The sequence below is a fragment of the Pedobacter vanadiisoli genome (genome assembly GCF_042684385.1).
Lineage (GTDB): Bacteria > Bacteroidota > Bacteroidia > Sphingobacteriales > Sphingobacteriaceae > Pedobacter > Pedobacter vanadiisoli.
This window is the reverse complement of sequence record NZ_JBHULL010000009.1, coordinates 206,416-232,097: the sequence shown is the minus strand read 5'-3', so window position 1 is coordinate 232,097 and position 25,682 is coordinate 206,416. Positions and strand designations below refer to the sequence as shown.

Annotated in this window: 23 protein-coding genes; 11 read left to right on the top strand and 12 right to left on the bottom strand. The window is 38.1% G+C overall.

The genetic code is table 11. The features are described from left to right. Nucleotides 1–38: 38 nt before the first annotated feature. The 3 genes from ACFSR6_RS12200 (at nt 39) to ACFSR6_RS12190 (ending at nt 3,054) form a co-directional block, all read left to right on the top strand. Nucleotides 39–917: a cupin-like domain-containing protein gene (locus ACFSR6_RS12200; protein ID WP_379079200.1), complete on the top strand. Its 879-nt coding sequence runs from the start codon at nt 39–41 to the stop codon at nt 915–917. Nucleotides 918–1,019: 102 nt separating this feature from the next. Further along, the gene (locus ACFSR6_RS12195) at nt 1,020–1,634 is read left to right on the top strand and encodes a sugar O-acetyltransferase (protein ID WP_379079197.1); all 615 of its coding nucleotides are present in this window, start codon (nt 1,020–1,022) and stop codon (nt 1,632–1,634) included. 52 nt (nt 1,635–1,686) lie between these two features. Then, nucleotides 1,687–3,054 (top strand): S41 family peptidase, encoded by a 1,368-nt coding sequence (locus ACFSR6_RS12190; RefSeq protein WP_379079194.1) that lies wholly within the window; start codon nt 1,687–1,689, stop codon nt 3,052–3,054. Here the strand turns inward: ACFSR6_RS12190 and ACFSR6_RS12185 are convergent. Continuing rightward, nucleotides 3,051–3,476: a YybH family protein gene (locus tag ACFSR6_RS12185; protein ID WP_379079191.1), complete on the bottom strand. Its 426-nt coding sequence runs from the start codon at nt 3,474–3,476 to the stop codon at nt 3,051–3,053. The two genes, ACFSR6_RS12190 and ACFSR6_RS12185, sit on opposite strands and share 4 nt — an antisense overlap. A gap of 94 nt (nt 3,477–3,570) precedes the next feature. On the opposite strand from ACFSR6_RS12185, the gene ACFSR6_RS12180 reads away from it, so the two are divergent. From ACFSR6_RS12180 to ACFSR6_RS12165, 4 genes are all read left to right on the top strand, one after another. Further along, nucleotides 3,571–4,452, top strand: a complete 882-nt coding sequence (locus ACFSR6_RS12180; RefSeq protein WP_379079188.1) for a carbohydrate kinase family protein — start codon at nt 3,571–3,573, stop codon at nt 4,450–4,452. Between the two features lie 302 nt (nt 4,453–4,754). After that, on the top strand, nt 4,755–5,852 hold the full coding sequence (locus tag ACFSR6_RS12175) for a vWA domain-containing protein (RefSeq protein WP_379079185.1): 1,098 nt from the start codon (nt 4,755–4,757) through the stop codon (nt 5,850–5,852). 158 nt (nt 5,853–6,010) lie between these two features. After that, nucleotides 6,011–7,498 carry a P-loop NTPase family protein gene (locus ACFSR6_RS12170; protein ID WP_379079182.1) on the top strand — a complete coding sequence of 496 codons (1,488 nt, stop codon included), beginning with the start codon at nt 6,011–6,013 and terminating at the stop codon, nt 7,496–7,498. Nucleotides 7,499–7,589: 91 nt separating this feature from the next. Beyond that, nucleotides 7,590–8,852 (top strand): metallophosphoesterase, encoded by a 1,263-nt coding sequence (locus ACFSR6_RS12165; RefSeq protein WP_379079179.1) that lies wholly within the window; start codon nt 7,590–7,592, stop codon nt 8,850–8,852. A 14-nt stretch (nt 8,853–8,866) separates the two neighbouring features. On the opposite strand, the gene ACFSR6_RS12160 is transcribed toward ACFSR6_RS12165, so the two are convergent. The 4 genes from ACFSR6_RS12160 to ACFSR6_RS12145 all read right to left on the bottom strand — a co-directional run bounded on the left by ACFSR6_RS12160 (nt 8,867) and on the right by ACFSR6_RS12145 (nt 14,169). Next, a complete protein-coding gene (locus ACFSR6_RS12160) occupies nt 8,867–9,766 on the bottom strand; it encodes a hypothetical protein (RefSeq protein WP_379079176.1) in 900 nt (299 codons plus the stop codon). A gap of 56 nt (nt 9,767–9,822) precedes the next feature. Beyond that, a complete protein-coding gene (locus tag ACFSR6_RS12155) occupies nt 9,823–10,512 on the bottom strand; it encodes a response regulator transcription factor (RefSeq protein WP_379079173.1) in 690 nt (229 codons plus the stop codon). A 97-nt stretch (nt 10,513–10,609) separates the two neighbouring features. Then, nucleotides 10,610–12,283, bottom strand: a complete 1,674-nt coding sequence (locus ACFSR6_RS12150) for a sensor histidine kinase (RefSeq protein ID WP_379079170.1) — start codon at nt 12,281–12,283, stop codon at nt 10,610–10,612. A 2-nt stretch (nt 12,284–12,285) separates the two neighbouring features. Further along, on the bottom strand, nt 12,286–14,169 hold the full coding sequence (locus tag ACFSR6_RS12145) for a S9 family peptidase (RefSeq protein WP_379079167.1): 1,884 nt from the start codon (nt 14,167–14,169) through the stop codon (nt 12,286–12,288). Nucleotides 14,170–14,392: 223 nt separating this feature from the next. Here ACFSR6_RS12145 and ACFSR6_RS12140 point away from each other — a divergent pair, with 223 nt between their 5' ends. Next, nucleotides 14,393–16,216 carry a tetratricopeptide repeat protein gene (locus ACFSR6_RS12140; protein WP_379079164.1) on the top strand — a complete coding sequence of 608 codons (1,824 nt, stop codon included), beginning with the start codon at nt 14,393–14,395 and terminating at the stop codon, nt 16,214–16,216. A 628-nt stretch (nt 16,217–16,844) separates the two neighbouring features. Here the strand turns inward: ACFSR6_RS12140 and ACFSR6_RS12135 are convergent. Genes ACFSR6_RS12135 through ACFSR6_RS12125 form a run of 3 tightly spaced genes read right to left on the bottom strand, consistent with a single transcriptional unit; the run spans nt 16,845 to nt 18,001 of the window. Continuing rightward, nucleotides 16,845–17,126 (bottom strand): hypothetical protein, encoded by a 282-nt coding sequence (locus tag ACFSR6_RS12135; RefSeq protein ID WP_379079162.1) that lies wholly within the window; start codon nt 17,124–17,126, stop codon nt 16,845–16,847. Between the two features lie 29 nt (nt 17,127–17,155). After that, nucleotides 17,156–17,719 (bottom strand): GNAT family N-acetyltransferase, encoded by a 564-nt coding sequence (locus tag ACFSR6_RS12130; protein ID WP_379079159.1) that lies wholly within the window; start codon nt 17,717–17,719, stop codon nt 17,156–17,158. Between the two features lie 18 nt (nt 17,720–17,737). Then, the gene (locus ACFSR6_RS12125) at nt 17,738–18,001 is read right to left on the bottom strand and encodes a hypothetical protein (RefSeq protein ID WP_379079156.1); all 264 of its coding nucleotides are present in this window, start codon (nt 17,999–18,001) and stop codon (nt 17,738–17,740) included. Nucleotides 18,002–18,107: 106 nt separating this feature from the next. On the opposite strand from ACFSR6_RS12125, the gene ACFSR6_RS12120 reads away from it, so the two are divergent. Beyond that, entirely contained in the window at nt 18,108–18,410 is a 303-nt protein-coding gene (locus ACFSR6_RS12120; protein ID WP_183767604.1) for a DUF4286 family protein, read from the top strand. Between the two features lie 30 nt (nt 18,411–18,440). On the opposite strand, the gene ACFSR6_RS12115 is transcribed toward ACFSR6_RS12120, so the two are convergent. The 3 genes from ACFSR6_RS12115 to dtd all read right to left on the bottom strand — a co-directional run bounded on the left by ACFSR6_RS12115 (nt 18,441) and on the right by dtd (nt 20,830). Beyond that, nucleotides 18,441–18,767: a nucleotide pyrophosphohydrolase gene (locus ACFSR6_RS12115; protein ID WP_379079153.1), complete on the bottom strand. Its 327-nt coding sequence runs from the start codon at nt 18,765–18,767 to the stop codon at nt 18,441–18,443. Further along, nucleotides 18,757–20,298 carry a glycosyltransferase family 39 protein gene (locus ACFSR6_RS12110; RefSeq protein WP_379079150.1) on the bottom strand — a complete coding sequence of 514 codons (1,542 nt, stop codon included), beginning with the start codon at nt 20,296–20,298 and terminating at the stop codon, nt 18,757–18,759. The genes ACFSR6_RS12115 and ACFSR6_RS12110 overlap by 11 nt, the downstream gene beginning before the upstream one ends. A gap of 79 nt (nt 20,299–20,377) precedes the next feature. Beyond that, a complete protein-coding gene (gene dtd / locus ACFSR6_RS12105) occupies nt 20,378–20,830 on the bottom strand; it encodes a D-aminoacyl-tRNA deacylase (protein WP_379079147.1) in 453 nt (150 codons plus the stop codon). A 30-nt stretch (nt 20,831–20,860) separates the two neighbouring features. Between dtd and ACFSR6_RS12100 the strand changes: the two genes are divergently transcribed. Together ACFSR6_RS12100 and ACFSR6_RS12095 are read left to right on the top strand one after the other, a co-directional pair. Beyond that, a complete protein-coding gene (locus ACFSR6_RS12100; RefSeq protein ID WP_379079144.1) occupies nt 20,861–21,886 on the top strand; it encodes a hypothetical protein in 1,026 nt (341 codons plus the stop codon). After that, a complete protein-coding gene (locus ACFSR6_RS12095; RefSeq protein WP_379079142.1) occupies nt 21,852–24,305 on the top strand; it encodes a hypothetical protein in 2,454 nt (817 codons plus the stop codon). The genes ACFSR6_RS12100 and ACFSR6_RS12095 overlap by 35 nt, the downstream gene beginning before the upstream one ends. Before the next feature lie 141 nt (nt 24,306–24,446). Here ACFSR6_RS12095 and ACFSR6_RS12090 read toward each other — a convergent pair whose 3' ends face one another. Next, nucleotides 24,447–25,493, bottom strand: coding sequence for a 3-oxoacyl-ACP synthase III family protein (locus ACFSR6_RS12090; protein WP_379079139.1), 1,047 nt, complete (start codon nt 25,491–25,493; stop codon nt 24,447–24,449). Nucleotides 25,494–25,682 lie beyond the last annotated feature (189 nt).

The following is a 25,682-nucleotide window of genomic DNA, read 5'->3' as shown; positions in this document are numbered from 1 at the left end:
CACATTTGTTGTTCGGTACAAATAACCGATTTAAGCGCATGAGTTTCATTTTAAAACCTGTTGATATTGTCGAGAATATCACTCCTGAAGATTTTAAGAAAAATTATCTGAAAACTAAACGTCCGTTAGTCATCAGGGGTCTTACCAAAGATTGGCCTGCGAGAGAAAAATGGACAACTGAATATTTAAAAGAAATTGGAGGCGAGCTGGAGGTTCCACTTTATGATAACTCTAAAGCTGATCCTTCAAAACCGATCAATGCAGCTACTGCGCACATGAAATTTGGCGATTACCTGGATCTGATCAAACGCGAACCCACTGAGTTGAGAATTTTCTTTTTCAACCTGTTTAAAAAAGTACCTAGTTTAATCAATGATGTAAAAATCCCTAAAGATTTAATGGGCGGTTTTATCGAAAGCATGCCAGCCATGTTTTTTGGTGGCTCCAACTCGGTAACTTTTTTACATTATGATATCGATTTACCCCATATCTTCCACACGCACTTTGGCGGAAGAAAACACGTTATCCTATTCGATTATAAGTGGAAAGACAGGTTATACTGCCTTCCAAATGCTACTTATGCCTTGGAAGATTATAAAGTCGACAACCCGGATTTTGAAAAATTCCCAGCATTAAAAGGTGTAGAAGGTTACGAGGTGGTTTTGGAACACGGCGATACTTTATTTATGCCAACCGGTATGTGGCACTGGATGAAATATCTTGACGGCTCATTCTCTTTAAGCTTAAGGGCATGGGACCAATCGATTACACGTAAAGTGGCCAGTGTTTGGAGCTTGTTTACCCATGGGGCAATAGACAGCCTGATAAAAATGACCTTCAAAGAAAAGTATGCCAACTGGAGAGAGAAAAAAGCAGTTAAAATTGCCGAAAGGGCTTTAGCAAAAGGTAGGCCGTAAAATTTAAAAAGATTAAAATACAACGGGGCATCGGTAACGATAGTCCCGTTTTTTGTTATTATTGCGAATAACATCTAATGTAAATTAAAAACCAGGTCACAAATGGGCACAAACACACTTACAGAAAAACAAAAAATGCTGACAGGAAAAGCATACCAGGCAGGTGATGCAGAACTGGCAAAAGAAAGATTGAAGGCCCGCGAAATTGTTTTCGAGTTTAATAACCTGGCTCCAAAATTTATTAAACAGCGCAAGGAATTACTGAAAAGACTTTTCGGTAAAACAGAAAAGATGTTTTATGTAGAACCACCATTCAGATGCGATTATGGTTATAATATCGAAATCGGCGATAATTTTTACGCAAATTTTAACCTTGTTATTTTAGATTGTGCCAAAGTGAGCATTGGAAACAACGTTTTTATTGCGCCAAATGTAGCTATTTATACAGCAGGACATCCAATCCATGCACATTTACGTGATCAGGAATATGAGTGGGCGCAGGAAATTACCATTGGCAACAGCGTTTGGATTGGTGGCAACGTGGTAGTTAATCCGGGAGTAAAAATAGGCTCAAATGTAGTCATCGGGTCTGGAAGCGTGGTTACAAGAGATATTCCGGATAATGTTTTCGCAGCTGGAAACCCATGCAGGGTAATCCGCCAGCTAACCGATGCAGATAAAGATTATTATTATAAGAATTTTAAACTGGGCGAATAGTTTTTATGCAACCTTAACTATTTTTATTCCGTCTTTGTGATAAATTAATGTAATGAAAACCGCCTTACCTTTATTATTTCTGTTTTCCCTTTGGTCATCAGGCTTTGCACAGCGAATTTCTAAAGCAGAAGCAATTGAAGATATAGATCTTCTCGATAAAACGATAAGGACGGTTCATTATAACCCGTTTTTATTTACTTCATCATTCAAATACCTGCAAAAAGTAAATGAGCTAAAACGTTCACTTCCTGATTCAATTGAAACAAGACTTTTCGCTTTAAAACTTGGAGAAATAACAGGCATTATTGATGACGCCCATACGGCACCAAACATTATACAATCTATTTTCCAGGCAGATTTCAGAAAACCTGTCTTTTTACCGCTGACCTTTGTTGCCGATAAAAAAGGAATGACCTATTCTGATGGCAAATTATCACAGGATATCATTCCTGCAGGCGCAAAAATCATTTCGGTAAACGGAATATCGGTTCCTGAATTTTATAAGGCAAGTGCATTGCGCGTAGGCGGGCTCCAAACTTACCGAAATGAGATTGCAGGTAAAATGATGGGCTATAACCTTTATCTCTCAGGAATAAGGCCACCTTTCAAAGTTGTTTACCGGTACCAGCAGAAAAAATTGATTAAAGAAATAGAAAAAGGTGCGATTTTACGCGATATAATAGGCGATGCATTCCCAAATCTGGTTAATAAACCCTATTCTTTTAACATATTGAACAATAAGGTTGCACATATCGAATTAAATACCCTGTCTGGCGATTATCACCCCTACCTCAAATTTTTCGATTCGTGCTTTACGATAATAAAGCAAAAAAACATTAAGGCTGTTGCCATCGACATTAGAAAAAACACGGGAGGCAATTCCATCAATGCCGATTTACTTTTAGGCTTTTTTAACTCAAAGAAATATACGCTCTCTACCGGAAAAAACTGGAAAATAAGCCAGTTGTATAAAGATAAACTGATGATACAGGGTGATAGCAGCAATCAATATCTAAAAGAGCAAAACAACAGCATTTGGCAGATCAGAACCTGCGAACCTTATGCACCGAAATACACCAGCGAAGATGCTTTTTTTAAGGGCCAGGTTTACCTAATTACCGGCCCTATGACATTCTCCAGCGCGAACATGCTTGCAGATGGTGTAAAACAATTTAAACTGGCTACTTTGGTGGGAGAATCTACCGGCGAAAATACAAACGACTTTGGTGAAGGCTATCGCTTCCAATTACCAAACAGCAAAATCAGCGTTAGCGTTTCTACGAGCTTAGATTTTGGGGCAAATTGTAACGACAAAACCAAACACCCGGTAATACCCGACCGGTATATTGAAACAAGCTACCTTGATCAGATCAAAGGCATTGATCCTGTTCTTCAATATATCAAGACCTTAAACAATTAACTGCTATGATCGGCGATCACCTTCCATTCGCCCTTAATTTTTTTGATCAAAAGCGTAAAATATCCTTTTAATTCGTCCTTTTCACGTTTAACATTCCAGCTGCCCAGCACAAAAGCCAGATCGGATTTCAAAAATTCGACCTTTTTTATTCCAAACACCAAAAATCCCATGGCAGATTTATCAGGATAGCCACGTTTATAATTATCCAATGTTTTTTGCCAGCCATAAGTGGGCCCGTTTTTACCTACAAAAAGTAGACTATCTGATTTTTCGTAACCCTGCATAAAAGCTTCAACATCGCCTTTATTCCAATCATTGCGTTGTTTTTCGAGTAAGTTGAGAATAGCTTGTTTGTCTTTTGCATTTTGAGCATAAGTGCTTAAAGAGATAAAAAAGAAGGCGATAAGGAGTATTTTTTTCATGATTATTACAATTTTGATAAAAATTAAAGATATGAAACAAAATATTTTGTTCCATGGCTAAAAATTGGTTATTTACAGTTTTTATCAATCTAAAATGCAAAATAAGGTAATCACAATTGGCGAAATACTTTGGGATGTTTTCCCGGAGGGTAAAAAAGCTGGCGGCTCGAGTATGAACGTTGCGCTTAATTTACATAAACAAAGTATAGAAAGCAGTTTTATCAGCGCCGTTGGTGATGATGATAATGGCAAAGAACTCCTGAGCTTTTTAGCCAGCAATCATTTTTCTACAGATTTAATTCAAACCCATCACGAATTGCCAACCAGTACTGTTGTGGTTCAACTCGACGAACAACATCAGGCCACTTATACCATTAAACAGCCTGTAGCCTGGGACGCCATTAAAATTACCGAAGAAAATATAGCTGCGGTAAGGGAGGCAGATGCTTTGGTGTATTGCAGTTTAACCTGCCGGGAGGAGGAATCTAAAAAAGCGGTTCTTGAACTTTTAACACATGCGAAAACCAAAATATTCGATATTAACCTCAGGGCTCCATTTTATACGAAAGAACTCATTAGCGAGCTTTTGGCAAAAGCTGATATTCTTAAAATAAACGAAGATGAAATTGTTTGGGTAAAAGAATCTTTCGGCTTAACAGGCAATACCGACGAACAATTATTAAAACAGCTATCAAGTCAGTTCGATATCGAAATTATCTGCCTTACACTTGGCGATAAGGGGGCCTGCGTTTTAAAAGATGGAAAATTGTTTAAACATGCCGGTTACAAAGTTCAGGTTGCGGATACTGTTGGTGCAGGCGATGCTTTTTTGGCCACTTTTATTGCCTGCTACCTGCAAGGTTACCCTATGGAAACCACCCTGGATAATGCCTGTAAAGTGGGGGCTTTTGTTGCCTCGCAACCCGGAGCAAATCCCGATTATAATAAAAAGATTTACCATATGGCACTGGGATAACCACCTCTGACCTTATAGATTTAAAAACCTATAAGGCCTCTGTTTATGAAAACGATGGGTTTTGCGTTAGGGATAGTAAGGGTTCAGTGCCGATCCTTCATCGGCACCGGAGCGCAGCGCAGCCCTGAAAAGCCCGCCCCTTGCGCAGCTTGGAGAACGCCCAGATCAGTTTGACAGTTTGCAATTGGTAATTTTTACTTCAATCTGTTTTCCGTTTTGGTCGCTTGCCCCCAAATATGACACCACGCTTAAATTATTACAGAGCGAAACTTTTATCTTCGGTAAATCGTTAATACAAGCACATGAGAGGTTTTCGTTTTTCTGATTATAAGCCCGGAGATGCGCCGAAAGGCGGGTTTGAGGAGTTGCTGAAATTGTTTAGCGAACTGCTGAATTATACAGCAGGGGATGCCGCTGAGGCATTAAGCTGGCTGAATGAGCTAGACAAACAATATAAATTAACCAATAATGATTATGGTATCGGTAATTTTATCGACGACCTGAAAGATAAAGGTTACCTTACTGAAGACAACCAATCGGGAGCGTTTAAGATTACTGCCAAAACGGAACAGACCATTCGAAAATCTGCCCTGGACGAAATTTTTGGGAAACTTAAAAAATCTGGCCGCGGCAACCACAACAGCAACCGATCGGGTATTGGCGAGGAGAAAAATGCTGACAGACGTGAATATAATTTTGGCGACAGCCTGGATCAGATCGATATGACTGCCTCTATACAAAATGCGCAGATTAACCATGGCATTAGTGACTTCACCCTTACCGACCGCGACCTGGAAGTAGAGGAAAAAGATTTTAAAACCTTAACTTCTACCGTATTAATGATCGATATTTCGCATTCGATGATTTTATATGGCGAAGACCGCATTACTCCTGCCAAAAAAGTTGCCATGGCTTTAGCCGAGCTGATTAAAACGAAGTACCCTAAAGACACTTTAGATATTGTGGTTTTCGGAAATGATGCCTGGCCGATTAGCCTGAAAGACCTGCCCTATTTACAGGTTGGTCCTTACCATACCAATACCTATGCAGGCCTGGAACTTGCTGCAGATCTGCTCCGTCGAAGGAAAACGCATAATAAGCAGATTTTCATGATTACCGACGGAAAGCCAACCTGCCTCAAAGAAAATGGAAAATACTATAAAAACAGCATGGGGTTGGATAGAAAAGTAATCAACAAAACCTTAAACATGGCGGCGCAATGTAAGCGCTTAAAAATACCGATCACCACATTTATGATTGCGAAAGACCCATATCTGCAACAGTTTGTCAGGCAGTTTACTGAAATTAACGGTGGCAGGGCATTTTATAGCTCATTAAACGGCTTAGGTGAATATATTTTTGAAGATTACATTAAGAACAGACGTAAGACAGTTAAATAAGATAGAGGGTAAAAGGTGGAAAGTTTAAGGAAAAACCTAAAGCCAAAAAGACCTATCTAACAAGCATTAGAAACATTTAAACAAGGGAAGATTTAGTGATTGGGTTCGCATGCTGCAACCTTAACCCTAAACCCTTAACCCTAAACCCATTTTAAAAGATGCAAAACACCACATTAGGCGAATTAAAAAACATAGGATATAAATCAAGATCTGTAAAAGAAGAACTCAGAGAAAATTTGGTTAAAGTTCTGCGCGATAAAAAAACGGAATTTGAAGGCATTATTGGCTACGATGAAACAGTGATTCCTGAGCTTCAAACTGCTATTTTATCACGTCATAATATTTTACTTTTAGGCTTACGCGGACAGGCAAAAACACGTATTGCCCGTTTAATGGTAAATTTATTGGATGAATATGTACCTTATGTTGCCGGGAGCGAGATTTTTGATGATCCAATGAATCCGATTTCGTGGTACGCCAAAAATGAAATTGCTACCAAAGGCGACAACACCGAAATTGCCTGGCTGCACCGCAGCGAAAGGTATACCGAAAAACTGGCTACACCAGATGTTACGGTTGCCGATTTAATTGGCGATGTTGACCCGATAAAAGCCGCTACTTTAAAATTAACTTATAATGATGAGCGTGTAATCCACTTTGGCTTAATTCCGCGTGCTCACCGCAGCATTTTCGTGATTAACGAGTTGCCCGATTTACAGGCCCGCATACAGGTAGCCTTGTTTAACATGCTGCAGGAAAAAGATATACAAATCCGTGGATTCAAATTGCGTTTACCCCTTGATATCCAGTTTGTGTTTACCGCAAACCCTGAGGATTATACCAACCGCGGAAGCATTGTTACACCATTGAAAGACAGGATTGAGAGTCAGATCTTAACCCACTATCCAAAGTCGGTCGAAATTTCGCGCAAAATAACCTTCCAGGAAGCAAAGTTAACCACTGACCAGAAAGCCAGTATAGAAGCCGATGGATTAGTGAAAGATCTGGTAGAGCAGATTGCTTTCGAAGCCCGTAAAAGTGAATACATTGATCAAAAATCGGGGGTTTCGGCAAGATTAACCATTTCTGCTTATGAAAATTTAATTAGCACAGCCGAAAGAAGGATGCTGATCTCAGGTGAGAAAAATACTTTCGTGCGCTTATCCGATCTGGCCGGAATTATTCCTGCCATAACCGGTAAAATTGAACTGGTTTATGAAGGTGAACTGGAAGGACCTGCACATGTAGCCACCACCTTAATTGGCAAAGCTGTTAAAACTATGTTTGCCCGTTATTTCCCTGATCCTGAAAAAGCCAAGAAAAGCAAAACGGCTAATCCTTACACAGAAGTAACCGAATGGTTTACTGAAGGCCACAATGTTGATGTTACGGATACCTTAAGCAACGCACAATATAAAAAGGTTCTGATGCTGGTGCCTGGTTTATACGACCTGGTAAAGAAGTTTCATCCTAAATTAAGCGAGAACCAAACGTTACTTTTAATGGAATTTGTATTACATGGCTTAGCCGAATATTCACAATTGAACAAAAACTTTTTAAATGGCGGCTTTGGCTTCTCCGATATGTTTGGCAGTTTATTTAATGCCGAATTTGATGAAGAAGAGGATGAAGATGATTTCAGATAATATTGAATTTCTCTAATTTGATTAGCTTTGGTAAATTCTTCTCCTAAAAGAGGAATCTGCCAAAGCTTTTTTATTTATAAACCCGAATATAATGGGAAGATTACCTTTTATTATTGCCGCCTGCATTTTTATTATTGCATTTGATATTTATTGTTTTAAAGCCATTATTGCTGTTTTTAAAAAATGGAAACCCGGCACAAAAAAAGCATTTGGTATTGCCTACTGGACTTATAGCACATTATTAATTGTTGGTGTATTTTGTGGTATTTACCTTAATCTTTTTCTTACGTTAAGAGCCATTATTTTAGTTGCTTTCTTTTTAACCGTAGCCTGTAAGCTGGCCACTTTACCCTTTTTGGTACTGGATGATTTACGCAGATTGGTTATTAAAATTTTCAGAAGAAATAAAACGGCTAAAAGTGCAACTGCCGCTCAAACAGCACCATCTTCAACTGCGGAGCCGATTTCAAGATCGGAATTTTTGGTTAAGGCCGGATTGGCAGCTGCAGCCATTCCGCTAACCTCGTTAAGTTGGGGAATAATTTCTGGTGCTTATGACTATCAGGTAAGAAGGGTAAATTTAATTCTCCCTAACCTGCCCAAAGCTTTTGATGGCATTACCATGGGGCAGATTTCCGATATCCACTCAGGGAGCTTTTACAACAAAACAGCCGTAAAGGGTGGTGTTGAAATGTTATTGGGCGAAAAACCTGATTTTATTTTTTTCACAGGCGATTTAGTAAATAACCTCACCAACGAAGTAAGGGATTACCAGGATATATTTTCGAAAGTCAAAGCACCACTCGGTGTGTATTCATCATTAGGCAACCATGATTATGGTGATTATTATTTTGGCAAAGAATCTTCCCCTGCCAAGGTAAAAAACCTGAAAGATATGGTTGATGTACACAAAATAATGGGTTACGACCTTTTGATGAACGAAAACCGCAGGTTAAAAGTTGATGGTGAAGAAATCGGAATTTTAGGTATTGAAAACTGGGGCATGGGCCGTTTTCCTAAATATGGAAAAATGGAGCTTGCGGTTAAAAATACAGATGATTTACCGGTAAAACTCTTATTAAGCCACGACCCTTCGCACTGGCGCGGAGAAGTTTTACAGAAATACCCACAGATAGATGCCATGTTCAGTGGCCACACACATGGCATGCAGTTTGGTGTACGTTTAAAAGAATACCAATGGAGCCCTGTACAATACATTTACAAGGAATGGGCAGGTTTATATCAGGAGCAAAAACAACAGCTTTATGTAAATGTGGGCTATGGCTTTTTAGGTTATCCGGGCAGGGTTGGTATTTTGCCGGAGATTACCATTTTTACGTTGAAAAGAGGATAGCTAAATTCTTAAATCTAGCTATCACTTTTTGGCTCTTCTATCTGCTTTTGCTCATTTAAATTTAGAGTATTAAACCTTTCAAAACTATCTTTTATTTCAGCTGGTGCACTTATAGAGGGCTGAACTGATAACCCTTTGTTTAATAGAGAATTAAATGTTATAATAGAATTTTTAACAATCTCTATTTTTTCATTATCTACATTTTCTATTAGTTCTTTGCTTAATAGTTCCGATTCAGTTTGTAAAAAAAGTTTAACCTGATCATTTATGGCAGATACAAAGGTCTCTTTCAGATCATTGTCAAGTTGAAGGCTTCTACTGTATTCAATATTTCTCTTAGCTTCCTCCCATTTTGATTTGTATCTAAATGCCAAATCAATAAGTTTTGTGATAATTAATAAGCCAGCACTAAATGATACTGTTAGAACAATTGATCCCTCTTCTATTTTTAATATATCCAGGTCATTCTCATTACCACTAATCACATGAAGAGGAATTTGAACAGCATGGTTAAGTTCTTTAGCAAATTTCTCTAATTCAGGAAAGTCATTTATTTGTGGATATTTAAACAATAACGCGTCTGAAGTATCATTATTAAAATTTTGATCATAAATCTCAATAACACCTAACGATTTAAAATACAATGCATTACTAAGATTTTTAACAAAAGGATCTTCCGACGAGCTTAAAGACTGAGTATCGTATTTATATCTTTCAGTAAAAAGCGACGTAGTTTTAATTTCCTTAACAGTTTCGGGAAATAATCCTAAAGATTCAATTGTAAGCACAGCATCTCTATATCTCAATAAACCTTTATAATCATATGGTTTAGTAGAGCCGCTGTTGTACGTTACATTAACCTTTAAATATTCTACAACACTCTTGAGAGTATCAATTACAACTTGATTTATCATTATTCAATCTAGTATTTTGAAAACGTTAATTATGGCAATAGATTTTATAAAAGCTTCTATCCTGCGTTAAAGCGATAACCTACTCCCCTCACCGTTTGAAGCAACTGCGGATTATCAGGATTCAATTCTATCTTTTTTCGCAAGCGTACAATGTGCATATCAAGCGTACGTGTATTTACATCAGAGTTGTATCCCCACACCACCAGCATCAGTTCGTCGCGGTTGATTACTTTACCTGGGTTACGTAAGAAATAAAGGAGGATCCGGTTTTCCAATATGGTTAATTCGATTTTCTTTCCATCCCTAAACAACGTATGGATATTAGGGTGATGTTCCATATTACCAAAACGGTGGATTTCGGCAGTATCTTTATTTACAATAAATTTCACCTTACTATCCAGCATGGCTACCAAAACATCCATATTAAATGGCTTGGTAATATAATCAGATGCACCAAAGTTATATGCATCGATTTTATCCACGTCCTGCGCCTTTGCAGTCATCATAATCACAAGGTTTTCGAACCCCTGTTTACGTACGTTCTCACAAACTTCGGCACCTTGTTTACCTGGCATCATCCAGTCCAATAAAACAATATCAGGCTGATCGGCTAAAATCATTCTTTCGCCGGCTTCACCATCATTTGCTTCAAGCACAGTATAACCTTCGGCCTTTAAACGGTGTGCTACCAAAAAGCGAAGATTTTCATCATCTTCTACGATTAATATTTTTACTTCTTTAGACATTTATGTGTGTATTACATTGTACTATTGAAACGTTGCTATGTTTGATGGTCCATTTAACTTTATAACCTTCTAACCTTTAACCTTCCAACTCCTAAATTTAACTATTATAAGGCAGCACAATTTTAAATTCTGTGCCACTTCCTACCTTGCTCTTTACAGTAATTTCTCCTTCCATAAAGTTAACCAGTTCTTTGCAGAATGCCAAACCCAGGCCAACACTGCCCATTTGGTTATATTCGTTCTGTATCCTGAAAAACTTCTTAAATATATTGTTTAATTCTGATGACGGGATACCGATTCCTTTATCGGTAAAGCGAAGCACCAGCACACCTTTAATCAGTTTTGCACTGATATGCAGTTTCTTTTGTTCAGGCTTCGAATATTTGTAGGCATTTTCTGCCAGGTTATCGAACAGACTTCCTAATAATACCGGATCGGTGATAAAGGTTTTAAAGCCACTTACCTCGTAGGTAATTTTAAAATCAGGATGTTTTAAGGTATGCGATTCAATGGTACTTTCAATAAAATCGACAATATTTACCTCCTCCTGATTCAATTTAATTGCTTTGTTTTCAATTTGCGTAAAGGCCAGCAGTTTATTCATCAGCCCGTTCAGCTTATCAGCTTCTTCATCCAGTATTTTGCCGTATAACTGTTGCTCTTTCTGACTAAGTACCGGTGCACTTTTAATATTGTTTCCGGCAATTTTAATTACACTCACAGGTGTTTTAAACTCGTGCGTAAGGTTATTCACAAAATCGTATTGCAGCTTAAACATTTTACTATTGATGTTTAGGTTACGGTAAATTAGAAAAGCCACCAATAACAATACGCCATACACCAATAACAAGATGAGCGCTATTGGCATAAAGTAAATGAAGATCTCTTTTTTGATGTAAGATTTAGATGAAATAAGATAAAGCTTAAAATCAGAAAATGCACCTGGTAATGCTATTTCAGTGGTAATATTTTCATCAGAAGTGTCAATCGGGTCGTAAGTAAGCGGCTCGATTCTAATGGTCTGATACAGCGAAGGCCTTGTGTTAACGATTTTTATCCGGTGTGCATCCAGTTTAAAAACCAGTATATCCTGTGGGTAAACAGGAGCAGGATTAAGTTTACGCCTGATCATATCTTTATAAACCCTTAAATCGGCACGCCTGGGAATATTAAGGTATGTAATTTTATTTTCGTTCGAGTTAACAATAGAAAAATTGGTAAAGAGCTCTTCCTGGGTGGGTACTGAAGCCGTATCGAGATCTTCAACAAAAGTAGCCAGTTTAATCGCTATCGCATTAAAATCGCTCCCAACGGCAAAAGACCGGGTATCATCCTCCGAATAAAGTTTTATAGAATCGGGTTTAACCCCTTTACCAAATTGGTAAATGGATTTTGGCCCTATGCCCAGGTGGTTGGCGTTGATCCCATCCTTAACCGGCACATTTTTAACCTCTGTGTCATAAAAAGTAACCTTTGAGATAAAAGGGTATTTTAACATCAGCGTATCTACAAACTTCGATGCGGTAGAGGAATCCAAATAACCATTGTAATAAGAAATCTCCGGCATTTTGTTCTGAAAAAAATCATTGTAAGGCTTAATACTCTGCTCCAGTACATTTACCTTCTCAGAAACGAAGTCGTTCTCTATCGATTTTTTACTATAGTTGAATGCAAGAAAAAGCGATAAGATAAAAAGAATGGAAATGAGTATAATGAAAGTTACACCAAGTGAGAAGTTTTTACGGTAACTGCTTTTCTTATCTAAGGCCATACCTATTTCTTACCTAGATTTTCTTTTAAAAACTCTTCTAAGGCTTTGTACAGGGCTGTTCTGCTCTGTTGGCGTATTACCGGATCAGGACCTTCTTCTTTTTCGATGTAGGTGACCTGAACATTCCGTTTTTTAAGTTCTTTAATGAACTGAACGCCTTCTGCTACGTTAACACTTGGATCTTTTGGGTTTTGGGCAATAAAAACAGGTGCCTTAAAGCGGTCGGCATGGAATACAGGCGACGCGAAGCGCATATAATCGGTTTCAGTTATCGGATTGCCCAAAATTTCGTAATACATCTGTAATTTGGCCTTTAAAAACGGAGGAAAGGTTTTCAGGTAACTAAACAGGTTAATTACACCCGAATTGGATCCGCCGCATTTATAAAGATCGGGATTTTTATACAAACAGTTTAATGCAATATATCCGCCAAAACCGTTACCATAAATGGCAATTTTTTTAGGATTGGCAATTTTCTCTGCGATAAGCCATTTTACACCATCATTTACATCTTCCTGTATTTTATCGCTCCACTGTTTAAAACCCGCAGCATAAAATGATTTTCCATAACCGGTAGAACCGCGGTAATTTACCTGCAAAACAGCATAGCCACGGTTGGCCAAAAACTGTACCTCTGCATTATAGCCCCAGCTATTTCTTGATCTTGGCCCATTATGTGGCAGCACCACAACCGGTAAATTTATAGCCTTTTTGTTTTTAGGTAAGGTTAAATAACCATTAATGGTTAAACTATCGCGGCTTTTAAAACTGATGGGTTTCATGGCATTCATATCTTCCGGTTTAATGGAAGGACTCACATCAGTAAGTTTTTTAAGCCTTTTATCAATAGCTGTGTACAAATAATAAGAACCTGGATTTTTATCGGTAAAGGTTCGTATTACAAACACTTTATCTGTTTTATCCTTATCCACAATTACCCATTCAGTGCCCGGCAAAAGTTTATCTATGATCGAGTAGGCCACCTTTGCACTGTCATCAAGGTAAAATTTCTCTCTTTTCCAGGTTTCGCAGGTTGCAAAGAGCATTTTTTTCCGGAACCGCGAATAGGTTGCGTCTACTACATTTAAAGTATCGTTTGCAAAAAGTACCTGTTTTTCTTTCCCGCTTTTTAAATCAAGCGCTACCAGTACGTTCTTATCACGGTTAACGCTTGAAATGGCATAAAGTACATTAGGTTGATCTTCTGAAAAAGCAATCGGTTGTAAAGTCGTTTCAAAATTATTCGTAATTACAGGTGCAAAAGCCTGGTTTTCCTTTTCACGGTACATCAGGGTTTCATTTACCCCATCACTGGCAACGGCAATTTTAAGCACACCTTTGCTGTCTGTCATCCACTTGGTAATATTGCCTGGATTTTTTGCAGCAATTTCCATTTTCCCATTTCTAACGTTTAAGCGGTATACGTCGAAAACGGTCGAATCGCGCTTGTTTGAAGCCACAATAATGTATTTATCATCAATCAGCTGATCTTCGATCACCCTCAGCCTATTTTTTTCATTGGCACTCAACTGTACCTGCTTACTTCCATCTTTATTAATGACGAAAATATCAGACCTGCGCTCTTTAGAGCCATCTTCGGTATAATAGATCAGTTCATTATTGCTTGTCCAGAATTGAAAGCTGATATTTTTCCCATTTAAGTGGGTGAGCTGTATGCTATTTCCTGTAGCGAGTTCCTCAACAAAAAGATCAAGTTTGTTATCATGCAGTTTTAAATAAGACAGGCTTTTGCCATCAGGAGAAATACGGTAATAGGCTTTATCCTGTGTTTTAAAAAAATTGTCCACAGGAATAGTATCATCGTTTGAACCTTTACAGGCCCATATCAATACTACCATTAACATCAGAAAAATTCTCTTCAACATAAATAAATCCTTCACCGGATGACAAAAATAAGTAACCTAACAACTTTAAGCGATTTACACCAACAATGTTACTTATGCAAATAATAAGTTGTGGTTCAATTTAGTATTTATAAAATTTACACAAAATAAAATACAGGTAACATTTAAAATACGTTTTATACATATATGTGCTTTAGCTAAAAATGTATTAAAATGTTACATTTAAAAGTTATAATTTAGGGTTATGAACCGCTTGCTTTTCATCGTATTTTTATTGCTGACACTTGGGGCCAATGCGCAGATTTTCCGTCCCAACCAGCAGGTTGCACCAGATGAGAGCACATTAGCGATTCAATATTACCAGGAAGGAGATTATGAAAAAGCAGCCGTGCTCTTAGAAAAACTCTACGCCATTCCCAACAACGATGCTTATTTCGACATTTATTTCAATACACTGTTAAAATTAAAGCGTTATGATGCTGCCGAAAAAGTGGTAAAGCGCGAGATAAAAAAAAATCAACAAAACGAACTTTATTCTATAGCCCTGGGTAAACTTTACCAGGAAAAAGGTGATGTACAGGCTGCCGGCAAAATTTTTAACGAGGTTATTGCGAAACTGCCTAAAGAAGAATTCAGAATCAGAAACCTGGCCAATAGCTTTTACCGTTTCGAAAATTACGATTTTGCCGTTCAAACCTTTAAACAAGGGCGAAAATTGCTGGGCAACGACCAGGCTTTTACATTCGAGCTGCTGAACATTTACCGCTTCAAAAAAGATAAACCCATGCTGATGCAGGAGTACCTGGATGCAATGGCCACAATGCCACAGCTCTTGCCCCAGGCCGAAGCGGTATTATCGTCTATTTTTGAAGATAAAAACGACTATGAGACGTTTCAGGCCGCCACTTTAAAAAAAATACAGAAAGAACCCGACGCCGAAATTTATATCCAGTTGCTTACCTGGAATTATATCCAGCAACAGGAATTTGATATGGCCCTGCGCCAGCTAATTGCTTTTGATAAAAGAACGAAAGCAGATGGAGGGACATTATTTAACGCCATTTATACTTTTGTAGATAATGGCGCTTATGAAACAGCGATTAAAGCCTACGATTACCTGCTCACCAAAGGAAAGGATAACCCATATTATCTTCCCTCAAAAATAGAGATGCTGAATACCCGGTATAACCTGCGTACCAGCGGAAAATACACAACTGCTGATCTTGATCTGCTGGCAAAAGATTATGAAGCCCTACTGGAAGAAAACGGCAAAAACAGAAACACCCTTTTCGCGATTAAAAAGTTGGCCAATCTGCAGGCTTATTACTTAAACCAACCGGCTAAAGCGGAAAAAGAGCTGGAAGAAGCGATTAAAATGCCAGGGATTAATGATACGGAACTTGGGCAGCTGAAACTGGATTTAGGCGACATTTACATTTTAACCAACCAGCCCTGGGAAGCATTTTTGGTATACGAACAGGTAAGCAAACAATTCGAAGGTCAGCCTGTAGGCAACGAAGCCCGTTTCAGGAGCGCTAAACTCTCCTTTTATCAGGGCAATTTCGAATACAGCAATGGCCAATGTTTGGTTCTAAAAGCCGCTACCTCTCAACTGATTGCCAATGACGCCTTAAACCTAAGTTTATTGATCAGCGACAACATCCAAACCCCGGCTGATAGCAATGCCCTAAAGATGTATGCTGATGCAGAGATGCTTTTATTCAGGAACCTGCCCGAAAAAGCGGTAAAAAAAATGGACAGCATTGCCATTGCCTATCCGCAAAACAGTTTGGCAGATGCCATAATGATGAGTAAAGCACGGATTTTTATTAAAGCCAATGATTTTCAGAAAGCGGCCGATATGCTCAAAAAAGTGACGGAAGAATTTAAAGATGGAATCTGGACAGACGATGCACTATTTACATTGGGTGATCTGTACGAAAAGAAACTGAATGATATTGCACAGGCAAAAATATATTTCCAAAAGCTGATTACGGATTATCCTGGCAGTATGTTCAGTGCCGAGGCAAGAAAAAGATTCAGGAATTTACGGGGAGATGGGGTTTAGAGCTGGTTCAATGGTTCATTAGTTCATTGGTCATTGATTCATTGGTCATTGGTGATTGGTTGATTGGTGATTAGGCATTGATAGTAAAACGGGTTAACTGGTTAGGTGTCTAAATCGGTTAACTGAATCCAAATGAACATCGCTTAAATGCCAATTAAATATTATCGTCATCTCCTGAAGTGAAGCGGAATGGAGAGATCTACATCCATAAAAACTACTAAAGTCTATCAGCAAATTGGCTAATTCAGGTTGCCTTAAACATATTTAGAAAATTGATATATAGCCGAAAGAATAAGCCCAAGAATGCCGATAATCAGAATTCTTTCACCATGTGCCCTATCTGAAACCGCATAACCAAAAATCCGTTCCCCATTAGGCAATGTTTTTTTATGATTCTTAAGTATGCTCCAATTATTATGGCTAAAAGTCCGCCTAAAGCCGCTAGAATATAACCCGCAATAATTAATACTTTTGGACTTTTTTCAGGTATGGACAATTCTTCTATTCTTTTTAATTTAAGCGTTTGAATTTGATTAACATTTACTTCCACACCGTGTTCCTTTAATATTTTGGTAGCCAGTAAAAAATCTAAACTACTCCACTCATCTTGTTTTTCAATAATTTCCCTCTACTCGTCATCACTGAAATCAAACAGGTAATAATTTGGATCTATATCTAATAAATCTTTCTCCGCTTGTTGTCGTAATAATACATTAGCTTGTTCAAAGTCTTCAGGTTTTAATTTAACCCTGTAATCTTTATCAATCTGATTATTAGCAAAGGTAATGTCAAAATTTGCAGAAGCATCTTCTAGCTCCACTTCAATTTTATTTTCTTTAAATGTTTCTGCTAGTGCTAAAGCTGCTGCTTGGTCATTAAATCTTTGAAAGGTTACAAAATCGGTAGCCATAATTTAAATAAAGCGTTAAAATAAAGATACTAATTAAAATCACACCAATCCCAAACCACCACATTCCATTCTACACCGCTATTATCAGTATAGGTGTAAATTACTTCGAAGCCAACACGTTTATGTGCATTCATTGATCGAAGATTACTACTTGCAATTTCAGTGATTGCGAAGTCATACTTTCCTTTAAAGTAATCTTTGTAGGCATTATAGCATTGATCAAATAAACCTTTTCCCCTATATTCATAGCCTACGCAAACCTGCCCTACTACAATATAACGATGATCAGAAACAGGTTTTCCCCGGTATAAAATATGATCAAAGCTTTCGTACATTTCAACGAGCCTCGGAATATCGTTTTTTGATTGCCCGGTCATTCCCAGCACATAAGCTGCAATTATATCGCCATTTTTTGCAATAATATTAGGTTCATACCGGTGCATCTTCTCCAGATCACCCAGCGAATGAGAAACCGTAACAAATCCTTGTGTATTAATCTGTTCGGGTGTTAAATCCTGTTTTAGGTTTTGCTTTTGAAGTTCAAGAATTCCCTCAAGCTCTTTTATGGTTGAAGATGTGGTAATGCTAATCATTCTGATATTGCAGATAACTTATGAGTCTAATGCAATAATAGTTAAGGTTAACAACAAAATGAAGCAAATACAGGCTAAAATTAAAATTCTCGCACCATGTTGCCGGTCCATTAAGGAATAAAAAAACACTTTTTCACCGGTATGTAATGTCTTTTTTTTCTTCATGATATCCCAACCGATTATCAGGCCCAAAACCCCGCCAAATATGGCAGTGAGGTAACCGGTATAAATGTAATTGCGCGTTGAGGTATCGATTTTTTGAGAGGCGTTGTTTCGTATCATTCTAGATAATAAGGTATTACAAATTTAATTAAATAATAGCACTTAAAAGAATAAAAAGCGTTATCCATACATTTTTTGGCATTTATATATTATTTACCTTTGCAATATGTTTTTATATAATGTTACGCTCATCCTCGAAGATGCAGCTGCCGAAGAATGGTTACAATGGATGCAGGATGTTCATATCCCTGAGGTGATGGCAACAGGCATGTTTGTTTCTAACCGCTTGTTAAAGGTTGTGGATTCGCCTAATGAAGGGGTAACTTATTGTGCTCAGTACGTGGCAGAAACACTTGAGCATTACAATAAATACCAGCAAGAATTTGCACCGGCTTTACAGGCAGAATTAAACGAAAGGTATAAAAACCGTTTTGTAGCTTATAGAAGTTTGATGGAGTTCGTCGCTTAGACTTCAGACTCCCAACTCAGGACTCCTGACTTATTTAAGTTTCTCATTATTCTTATGCCTGTCTGCATCGCGGATACTCTTTTTCTCCAGGTTCTTTTCTAAAGCTTCGGTTAGGTTAATACCGGTTTGATTAGCCAGGCAGATCAGCACAAACATTACATCGGCCATTTCATCTGCAAGGTTTACCTCTTCATCACTTTTTTTAAAAGACTGTTCGCCATATTTACGGGCCATGATCCGCGCCACCTCCCCAACTTCTTCCATTAAAATGGCCGTATTGGTCAATTCATTAAAATAACGGATACCTGTGGTATTAATCCAACGGTCTACGGTTTCCTGTGCTTCGTTAATGGTCATTTTTTTCTTCTTCTATTTCTGATTTGATAATGCTGTTCACTTCAATTTTGGCCCCTTCGAGCAAAAACACGCCTGCTCCTCTTTCTCTCACGTAAGGTGTTTTTATTTCTCCGATTTTGGTAATTCTGCTAAAATAGGGTTGCTCTCTTTTACGCTGCGGGTCTTCATCATGCCATCCGGTAATCATGATTAAATCTTTAATCGGTTTATCTATTTTAAACCAATAAAGATAATCTGCATTGTACGATACTGCATTAATGTTTTTATATTTCGAATAATAGTTAATCGCGCCAGCCTGACCATAATTATCGGCACGTACCAATACTGCTGATTTATCTTTAACCTTTCCGTAAGCAACATCAACCAATGCTGCCAGTTCTTTCCAACCATTCATATCAGCATAGTCTTGCGGCACCTCATGATTTTTACCATCTTCCCAGCGTAGCGTTCCCGCCCGTTCGAATCTATTGTGGTCGGCAACAATTTGATCAGGACTATAAAAAGGCATTATAAATGGCAAAAGATAAATAAACGAACCAATTGTAAAAGCGAACAGCAGGCCTGTTATTATATACATTTTACCTAAAACCCGGCTTAAATAATGAGCGCCAAAGGCCAGTAAAACCGGATATAAACCCAGGGCATAATAATCTTTTGCCTTAAAATAACCGAACACGGCCAGGGTAATAACATAGGTTAGAATAATCCAGCTGTATTTCCTGAAATCTTTATAAAAAATCAAACTTCCTATTCCAGCCAGGAGAATGAAAATTGAGCTGATAAAAAAGAGGAACTGTCCTCTAAAAAAATCTATCCGGTTTACATACACCAGTTGCGTGGCCTCCAAAGTTTTCATATGGACGAGTACCGGGAAGTGATGGTTAATCTGCCAGATCACATTGGGCGAAATGATTAAAAGTACAAGTAAAATGGCCAGATAAAGATGTTTATCGGTAAATATTTTTCGTTTTGAAGTGAGAAGTATAGCGGGTATTAAACCAATTATTAGAAAAAGAACGTTATACTTATTTAAAAACCCCAAGGCTACAAAAATGGCAAAAGCATACAGGTATTTGGCTTCCTGTTTATCGAAATACCGTAATAAATAATAGAAAATAGCTGTCCAGGCTAAAACATCGAAAGAGTTAGGCTGGTAAAGGGTATTTAGCCTCATCAGGGAAGAACATAAACAGGCTACCGCAACCAAACATTTGGCTAATAAGTTCCCCTTTAAAAAACTGACAACTTTCCAGCAATATAAAATGGTTAAAGCTCCCATTACTGCGGGTACAAGCCTTACCATAAAAAAACCATTGCCAAACGCTTTAATGAGCCATGAAAACAGGGAGGTTAACGGCGGAACAGAAGTAAAACCTGCTGCCGGGTGATTGGCCTGATCTAAATGCAAAAATTCATCGCGGTGCAATTCATAAACCGGATTAACCAATACAAAAGATAAAATTAGCTTTAGCAATAAAAAAAATACCAGGCAACCATATTCTGTTAAACGACCCGAATTTCTATCCCTCATATTGGCTTAGGTTAAAAGTTTTAAAAATAAATTAACATGGTTTTTAGACAATTCAAGACTTAATAAGTTACGCCTCTTTTTATTCCTTATCTTTTGTATCAATCAAAATTGTAACCGGTCCATCGTTTAAAAGCGCTATTTTCATATCAGCGCCAAAAATTCCGGTTTTTACTTTTTTACCCAATAAAGCCGATAGTTTTTCGATCATTTTCTCGTAGAGCGGAATCGCCACGTCAGGTCGTGCAGCCCTTGTAAAACCCGGACGGTTTCCTTTTTTGGTTGAGGCGAACAAGGTAAACTGGCTAATCAATAGGATATCTCCACCCACATCAGCAAGTGCTTTGTTCATCATTCCGTTTTCATCATTAAAAACACGCATCCCGATAATTTTCTGTGCCAACCACTCCAGATCCTCTGCCTGATCAGCATCCTCAATACCTAATAATACCAAAAATCCACCTTCAATTGCTCCCGTTATTTCGCCATCAACAGTGCAACTCGCCTGTGTAACTCTTTGTAAAACTGCCCGCATTTTATACTATTTTTGTTCAATAAAATTGATATGCGCAAGATAAGTATTTTAGTGATTTCTCTATTTCTCTTCCTTGGTTGTAAGCAAAAATCAATTGTTTATCCAACCTTTTACTATTGGAAAACAGATTACCAGAACAAGAAGGAAGAAAGCACTTATCTCGATCAGTTTAAATCAAAATCTTTGTATGTGAGGATTATGGATGTGGATTTTAATCCGGATCTACAATTGCCAGTACCCGTTTCGCCTATTAAATTTTCAGATCAGATACCTAAACAGACTGATATTGTACCGGTAGTGTTTATTGTAAACCAGGTTTTTAACAAAATAGACACCTTGCAGACCCTAGTGATGGCCGATCGTATCGCCAAATTTGTGAAAGCTAAGGTAAAGCAGGCTGGAAAACAAAGCTATCATGAACTCCAGATTGATTGCGATTGGACCAAAGGCACCAGGAACAGGTATTTTAAATTTCTTGAACAACTAAAGGCAAATCCACTTTTAAAAGCGAAAACCATTTCGGTAACCTTGCGCCTGCACCAGGTTAAAAATATCGTATCGAGCGGTGTACCTCCGGTAGAAAAGGCTATTTTGATGTGTTACAACATGGGCAATCTGCGTAAATATGGCACTCAAAATTCCATATTGGACCAAGATGAAATGGACCTGTACCTAAAAGATTATTTAGGGCAATATCCGGTACCGCTAGATGTAGCCCTGCCACTGTTCGAGTGGGCAGTAGTATTCAGAAACGGGCAATATGCGGGTATTTCTAAACGGATCAGTAAAATCCAGATAGAGGATAAAAAACTTTTTAAACAGAGGGAAAATTCCATTCTTTACGATCTTTTAGTTGATTATCCTGCTGCCGGATTAAAACGGGGTGATGTAGTAAGATGGGAACAGATTTCTCCCGAAGATTTACTTGCCAGCTCCAAATTTTTATCCCGATATTTAGCCTCCAGAGACCGGAACCTCGTTTTCTACCACTTAGACACCGACCTATTAAAACATTTTACCCATGAAAACCTTCAAAAAGTTATCGCTAATTTTTAGTGTATTCCTGATTACTTTTTTTGGCGAAATTGCCGTAAATCTAGCCTGTGGGGGCGAAATCGACCCATACGATTATTATATTTCCTATTTCCATAACAACATTGAGGGTGATGAATATTCGCCTTTTGCCTACAACCAAATGGTTTACCTCAACAGCGAAACCGATGTAGAAAGTGAGCCCGATATCAATAGTCGCGAATGGGCTAAATACCTAAATATTAAAAAGGACGATGTGCTAAAAGTAATGTATCAAACAGACAGTGCCACTGATGTAAAATTGGTAAATTTTGAAGGCAATATGGCGCAGTTACCCGATAGTCTGCAGCAAAACAGTTTTATCCAGGCACTGGCTAAACGCAAGGCGCCTTTAAAATATTATCAGTTCGCTAAAAGCTGCGAACCATTGGCCAATGTAGCATTCAGCCTTTGGGATGCAACACCGCGCGATACTGCCGGAATGGCCGCCAAAGCCAAAGAAGGCTTAGCTTTAACAGCAGCAGAAAAAGATGATTTTCTGAAATTGCGTTATGCGTATCAGGCTGAACGCATGTTTCATTTTGCAGGATTGCACACAGAAAGCAAATCAACCTACGAAAAATACATTAAAACCAGTAAGATAAACAGTGCTGCCAAGGGTTGGGCATTGGCTTTATATGCCGGATCGACCCGTAGGTTAGGGAATCCCGAAGAATCTGCTTTTTTATTCTCAAAAGTTTTTGCCAGCAACCCGGAACGGAGGATACAGGCCTATAAAAATTATTACTATACCAGCTCGCCTGTTGAGGGTGCTTTAAAATACGCAAAAACCAATAATGAAAAAGCCAATATATGGGCAATTAATGGATTCGGCAATGCCGATTCCGGCATAGAAAGCATCAACAAAGTTTACAGCTATGAACCTAAAAGCCAGTTGAACGGCACTTTACTGGTACGCGAAGTAAATAAGCTGGAGCAAGATCTTATTGTAGCAAACGATATCGCTAAAATTGGTTATAATTATTATTTTTCGGATAACGGAAGTTCTAAGTACCGCGATAGTATAAAAAACATCAACCTGAAACGTTTAAACGAGATCAGAACTTTTGCGGTAAAACTGGCTACCGAAAAGAAATACCCTCAACCCGAATTGGGTACCTTAACTGCAGCCTATTTATCCTGGATGGAGAACAAAGATTTCATGGCTGCAAATTACCTGGCTATTTTGAAACCGGATAAACTACCCGAAAGATTGCGCGATCAATACCGTATTATTGATTTACTGATTAAAGCAAAAAACATCAAAAAAGGCAATCCTTTTAACGAAAATGATTTGTTACCTACCTTAAAATGGCTGGATGAAAAACGTTTTGCGGAAAATAAAAACCAGCCAAATGGTCAATATTATGATAATGATCAGGCCGGCAAACGTTTTAGCAGAACCACCAGGAATTTTTATCAGCAGATTCTGGCACCTGCTTATTTAACCATGGGCGATACGGCAAAAGCGGCATTGGCAATGGTTAAAGGCGACCTGTCATACAAAACGTTAAAAGAGAATTCGCTTTTCCAGAATATGAGCTACCAGAGTATCAATTTCTGGCAGAAAAATTTGAGCCCGAAAAGTATGCAGGGTTTAGCGCTTTATAAAACCAAAGCAGCGGGCAATGATGTTACCGGTTTATTGGCTTCAGCTTTAAATCAACTCAAAAACGACGACTTTTATGAACTTTACGGCACTACTTATTTGCGTACGCATCAATACGATAAAGCGGTACAGATGTTTGCAAAGGTTTCGCCAAATTATAAATATTTCAATCCGGAGAACTGGTATGGAGATGAGTCAAATGCAAAACTTTATGCTAATCCTTTCATCGAAACCATTAACGATTTTCCTAAAACATATGTAACAGCCAAGGCATCTGTTAACAAAAAAGCTTTTGCCGCAGAAATGCTCCGTTTGCAGAAATTACTTGTTAGCGATAAAAAGAATGCAGCCCTTTATTATTACAAAATGGCTAATGCTGTTTATCAGACAGGTTATTTTGGTAATAGCTGGTTCCTGATCAGTTACGACTGGTCATCTTACGATAACAGTAGTCCGGCAAAATACGTGTATGATGGGGATTACAAAAAAGCACAAACTGCAAAAGCGTGGTATTTGAAAGCCAGGGCTTTAAGCACCAATGCCAATTTTAAGGCTAAATGTACTTTCATGCTGGCTAAATGTTTGCAAAAACAGATTATTATGAACGCCAATCCCTTATCATTTTATTACTACGATAAAAAGGATGTAAAATGGCGAAACTTCATCAAAGCAAATTACAATAACCCCTACCTCAAAGAATTAAGGTTTAATTATAGTAAAACACCTTTTTATACCGTAGCAGCTGGAGAGTGCAGTTATTTAGGAGATTTTATCAAGCCAAAAACACAAAACTAGTTATGCATCACCATTAAGAAATTAAGGTAGTTAAGAAAATCCTACTGAAACCTTAATGTCCTTAACTTCTTAATGGTTTAATAGTTTTATTCTAACTTGCGTGGCCATTTTTTCCTAAACTCTAAACCCTAAACCCTAAACCTACCACCTGATCAGCGCACTTGCCCAGGTAAAGCCTGATCCAAATGCCGCGAGGCATACCAAATCTCCATCCTTAATTTTACCGGCTTCCCAGGCTTCACACAAAGCAATCGGCACGGAAGCTGCGGTAGTATTGCCATATTTTTGGATATTATTAAAAACCTGATCATCGTTTAAACCCAACAACTGTTGTATGTATTGACTGATACGGAGATTTGCCTGATGCGGCACCAACAGATCAATGTCTTTTTCGGTTAAATTATTCGCAACTAAAGCTTCTTTAATTACCTCAGGAAATTTCACTACCGCTTTTTTGAAAACTGCCGGACCATCCATATAAGGTAATGCAGCACCGCTTTCTAAAATTTCCTTAGTCATAAATAATCCGCCCAATTCCTGTTCCGGATAAGCAGGCTTATCCTTTAACCACTTATTGGCATGAGCCCCCGGATAATGCATGGCCAGAATTTCGGCATCGGCACCATCACTATGTAAATGTGTACTTAAAATCCCTTTTCCTGGCTCATCTGTAGGTTGTAACAGTACTGCACCGGCACCATCGCCAAAAATTACCGAAACATTACGGCTCCGGGTTTCAAAGTCCATTGCAAATGAGTGTTTTTCACTCCCTACTACCAAAACATTTTTATACATGCCGGTTTTCACAAACTGATCTGCCACCGAAAGTGCGTATACAAATCCAGAACACTGGTTACGGATATCTAATGCACCAATTTCGCCCATGCCCATTTCGCGTTGCAACAACACACCACAACCAGGGAAATAATAATCTGGACTAAGGGTAGCAAAAACGATAAAATCAACATCTTTAACAGTAATACCAGCCCTTTCTATCGCAATTTTAGCGGCTTCAATGCCCATTGTAGTGGTAGTTTCCTCATTACGATCTGCAAAACGCCGTTCTTTAATACCTGTTCGTTCCTGAATCCATGCATCGCTGGTATCCATAAAACGGCTTAAATCATCGTTGGTATATACATTTTTAGGAACGTAATAACCTATTCCTGCAATTTTAGACTGGTGCATACTTGTATTTATTATTATTTGGTTAGCAAATGTATTAAAAGAGGCCGAAGAATATGTAAAATGTACGATGTAAGATGCAGTACGGACTTTATTAATTAAAAATACAATCTTTTGAATGATGAGATTATAAACCCAAGAGCAGGTATTTAGATATAAGTCAGATTATCATCCATTTTACCTATTACATCT